3 protein-coding genes, 4 tRNA genes and 1 pseudogene are annotated in these 4,318 nt (G+C 37.5%); 7 read left to right on the forward strand and 1 reads right to left on the reverse strand.

Going from position 1 to position 4,318, the window contains the following annotated elements; genetic code table 11:
- Positions 1-194: 194 nt before the first annotated feature.
- Together murB and birA are read left to right on the forward strand one after the other, a co-directional pair.
- Positions 195-1,229 carry a UDP-N-acetylmuramate dehydrogenase gene (gene murB / locus ABN212_RS18470; RefSeq protein WP_198621075.1) on the forward strand — a complete coding sequence of 345 codons (1,035 nt, stop codon included), beginning with the start codon at positions 195-197 and terminating at the stop codon, positions 1,227-1,229.
- A complete protein-coding gene (gene birA / locus ABN212_RS18475) occupies positions 1,226-2,188 on the forward strand; it encodes a bifunctional biotin--[acetyl-CoA-carboxylase] ligase/biotin operon repressor BirA (RefSeq protein ID WP_349443562.1) in 963 nt (320 codons plus the stop codon). The genes murB and birA overlap by 4 nt, the downstream gene beginning before the upstream one ends.
- A gap of 131 nt (positions 2,189-2,319) precedes the next feature.
- On the opposite strand, the gene coaA is transcribed toward birA, so the two are convergent.
- Positions 2,320-3,267 carry a type I pantothenate kinase gene (coaA, locus tag ABN212_RS18480; protein ID WP_088494065.1) on the reverse strand — a complete coding sequence of 316 codons (948 nt, stop codon included), beginning with the start codon at positions 3,265-3,267 and terminating at the stop codon, positions 2,320-2,322.
- Positions 3,268-3,705: 438 nt separating this feature from the next.
- On the opposite strand from coaA, the gene ABN212_RS18485 reads away from it, so the two are divergent.
- From ABN212_RS18485 to ABN212_RS18505, 5 genes and pseudogenes are all read left to right on the forward strand, one after another.
- A tRNA-Thr gene (locus ABN212_RS18485) sits at positions 3,706-3,781 on the forward strand.
- A gap of 15 nt (positions 3,782-3,796) precedes the next feature.
- Positions 3,797-3,881, forward strand: a tRNA-Tyr gene (locus ABN212_RS18490).
- Between the two features lie 82 nt (positions 3,882-3,963).
- A tRNA-Gly gene (locus tag ABN212_RS18495) sits at positions 3,964-4,038 on the forward strand.
- A 5-nt stretch (positions 4,039-4,043) separates the two neighbouring features.
- Positions 4,044-4,119, forward strand: a tRNA-Thr gene (locus ABN212_RS18500).
- Between the two features lie 121 nt (positions 4,120-4,240).
- A pseudogene (locus ABN212_RS18505) lies at positions 4,241-4,318 on the forward strand (GTP-binding protein); the annotation flags it as partial.

Genomic DNA, 4,318 nt, shown 5'->3' on the forward strand with positions numbered 1-4,318 from the left:
TCTCCCCATGTGAGAGTAGGGAACTGCCAGGCATTAAATAAGACGAGAAAGCCAACCCAATGGGTTGGCTTTTTTGCATTCTAAGACATCTGAAATGCAGATGTAATATCTCCAAACTAATCACCTATCACTTTGCTATCCTCGACGATGCTTGGCTGTTAAACTAAGCCATCAGCTAAATGAGGTAGACTTTCATGAAAGAATCGGTTTCATTGCAAGCATTTAATACATTTGGTTTGAGAGCAAAAGCTCACCAAATAAAAACTGCAAATAATAAAGATGAGCTTTGTACATATTGGCAAAATGCCCATGAGCAGAAATTGCCAACTCTTATTCTAGGTGGCGGTAGCAACGTATTATTTACAGAAGATTTTAATGGTATTGTTATTCGCAACTGTATTGCTGGTATTGAAATTACTGAGGATGAACAATATTGGTCTGTCCATGTTGGTGCCGGCGAAAACTGGCATGCACTTATTGAATATCTGTTAGAAAAAAATATCTATGGACTGGAAAATTTAGCGCTGATCCCAGGAAATGTGGGCTCAGCACCAATACAAAATATCGGCGCTTATGGCAAAGAATTAAAAGATATTTGTGCTTATGTGGATATTATTGAATTAAGTACTGGGCATGTTAGTCGATTGACAAATGAAGCGTGCCAATTTGGTTATCGTGATAGTATTTTTAAACATCATTACCAGCAAGGCTTTGCGATTATTGCTGTTGGCTTACAGCTTAGTAAAAAATGGGAGCCTATCCTTACCTATGGTGATCTATCAAAATTATCATTAGAAACGGTAACGCCAAAAGATGTGTTTGGATCTGTGTGCGCTATGAGAACGAGTAAACTACCCGATCCTACCATAACAGGCAATGCAGGCAGCTTTTTCAAGAATCCAATTGTTGATATTCGTATTGCACAACATTTAAAAGCAGAATATCCCTTCTGTCCTCAATATGTTCAACAAGATGGTGTAAAACTTGCTGCGGGTTGGCTAATTGATCAATGTGGCCTTAAAGGCCATCAGATTGGTGGTGCGGCTGTTCATATGAAGCAAGCACTTGTTCTCATCAACAAAGACGGTTTAGCTACAGGCAAAGACATTGTTAATTTAGCGGCATATATACGCCAAAAAGTCTTCGAGCGCTTCGGCGTACAATTAGAGCCAGAAGTTCGCTTTATTGGTCAACATGGCGAAATCAATGCAGTGGATGCTATTTCATGAAAGAAACACCTACTCCTTTATTATTAATTGAGCTCCTTGCTGACGGAAATATCCATTCAGGGGAGCAACTAGGCGAAAGCTTAGGAATGACACGCGCAGGCATTAATAAACATATTCAGACATTACGCAGTTGGGGTATTGATGTTCAAACTGTCGCAGGAAAAGGCTATCAACTAGATGCCCCTATGAATTTGTTAAATGTGAATAGTGTAAACAAGAATATCAAAGGTGAACCTGCAAGCGTTGTTCCTGTTATAGATTCTACAAACCAATACTTAATCCAACGTATTAGCGAATTAAAATCGGGTGATGTCTGTATTGCTGAATATCAGTCTGCTGGACGAGGTAGAAGAGGGCGTCAATGGATCTCGCCTTTTGGTCGAAATTTATACTTGAGTATGTATTGGAAACTCGATCAAGGACCTGCTGCTGCAATAGGATTGAGTTTAGTTGTCGGTGTTATTATGGCTGAAGTTTTGCAAAAACTTGGCGCAGATGGCGTTAAAGTTAAATGGCCTAACGATCTCTATTTAAATGATAAAAAGCTTTCAGGCATTCTTGTTGAGCTAACAGGAAAAACAGGTGATGTTGCTCATATTGTCACAGGTATTGGTATCAATATCGCGATGAGTAAAAATCAAAATGAAGCCATTAACCAACAATGGATTAATTTAGAGCAAGTTGGTATTAAAATTGACAGAAATGAACTTGCTTGTGAAATTACAAATGCATTAAGAGATGCATTTGTTCAATTTGAAAAACAAGGGTTATCTGTGTTTATCGAGCGTTGGAAACGTTTAGATAATTTTATGGATCGCCGAGTGAAGCTTATTATTGGTGAAAAAGAGATCTTTGGTATTGCCAAAGGTATCAATGATCAAGGTGCTCTACTTTTAGAACAAGATGGGAAAATCATACCTTATATAGGTGGTGAGATTTCACTGAGAAGTGCGTCGTAATACCTTAAATTGCATCGAACATCTAAAAATAAAAAGCTTTCCTAAACTGGAAAGCTTTTTATTTATCAATACTATTTTTTAATAACTAAAACATAATAATACGTAGATAAAACACTGATAATTGTTTAGATTTATTTACGTAATCTAACATTGGTGATCGTATGATTTTGGCCTTTGGTTAGAATAAGGCTCGCTCTTTCTTTCGTAGGAAGAATGTTTTGTTTCAAATTCAAACCATTAATTTCTTGCCAAATTGAAGACGCTATTTCAATAGATTCTTCTCTGCTTAATTTAGAGTAATTATTAAAATACGATTCAGGATCAGTAAACGCACCTTCTCTAAATTTTAAAAAGCGACTGATATACCAGTGTTTTAGTAATTCTTCTTCAGCATCAACATAAATGGAGAAATCTACATAATCTGATACGAAAACATTATGTGGGTCATGAGGATAATCCTGATTGCTCTGTAATACATTCAATCCTTCAAGGATCAAAATATCAGGTTGTTCAATAACCTGTTTTTTATCTGGAATGATGTCATACACTAAATGAGAATAGACAGGGGCTGTTACTTGTTTCTTGCCTGATTTTATATCAGAAACGAAGGAGACAAGACTATGCATATCATAGGATTCGGGAAATCCTTTTTTTTTCATTATTCCGCGTTTCTTTAACTCTGCATTAGGTAAAAGAAAGCCGTCAGTAGTAATTAAATCAACTTTACGATGTTCTGGCCAACGGGTTAAAAGTGCTTGTAGCAAACGAGCTGTGGTACTTTTGCCAACAGCAACGCTACCCGCTATACCAATAATGTAGGGGATTTTGGCGCTTCTTGTTCCAAGAAACTGCTCTAAGACGGCTTGACGACGTAAGTTAGAACTTATGTAAAAATTGAGTAATCTTGAAAGAGGAAGATAAATCTCAATTACATCATCAATAGAAATTTCTTCGTTAATCCCTTTTAAATCAGCAATCTCTTTTTCGGTTAACGTTAAAGGAACGGAATCTCTTAACGTTGCCCAGTGCTTTCTGTCAAATTCTAAATAAGGGGTTATAAAGCGTTCTTTGTTATTCATAAGCCAACATCTGCCTAGTATTCGCAGGTTGGACAGGCTGTTTAAAACACCCGTATCCGATAAAAAATAAACAGCATCATAACGAGTGATGACTCTTAGGCGTAGATATTTTTTAAATTTTTTCTACTTTTTTTGACACGAACTGAATAAATCTGTAAAAAAAGTATAAAAAATAGTCATGAAAATAATTTTTTAGCGTAGACTAACAAGGGCGCAATCAATCTTTTTTCTAAAAATTTATTGATGGTTAATAAATTTGGGGCTGGATAGATAAATTAGCTTGCTAATCTATTATGAATTTTTGTTGGCATTTTGGTCGTTTTTTTCCTAAAAAATCAACAATTCAATCAAAAATGAACAAAATCTAAGCAAAAGAACAAATATCGCAATTTTTTTGTTGCATCATGATGAAAGTCCTCCTAGAATGCGCACCACTTAGCCGGCATAGCTCAGTTGGTAGAGCAACTGACTTGTAATCAGTAGGTCCCGAGTTCGACTCTTGGTGCCGGCACCATTAAAAATTAGGTTTGGTGGGATACCCAAGCGGCCAAAGGGAGCAGACTGTAAATCTGCCGTCACAGACTTCGAAGGTTCGAATCCTTCTCCCACCACCATTAATTCCTAACTTAAGTGTTTTCAATTAGTAAACACTTAAGTAGAATACAAAGCTGATTTTAAGTCAGGTAGCCGAGTTCTGCGGGCATCGTATAATGGCTATTACCTCAGCCTTCCAAGCTGATGATGCGGGTTCGATTCCCGCTGCCCGCTCCAGATGTGCTGATATAGCTCAGTTGGTAGAGCGCACCCTTGGTAAGGGTGAGGTCGGCAGTTCGAATCTGCCTATCAGCACCACTCCTTCATGTTCTTGCCTCCCTGATTAAAATCTTAACAAGCACTAGCAAATCGCTAATTTACTTACTGCTTGGTTGATGTGGTGTAACCACCGATTCCGTGTCTTAGAGGGACAATTTAAATGTCTAAAGAAAAATTTGAACGTTCAAAACCGCACGTTAACGTTGGTACTATCGGCCACGTTGACCACGGTAAAACA

This window comes from Proteus genomosp. 6, assembly GCF_040139785.1.
Taxonomy (GTDB): Bacteria; Pseudomonadota; Gammaproteobacteria; order Enterobacterales; family Enterobacteriaceae; genus Proteus.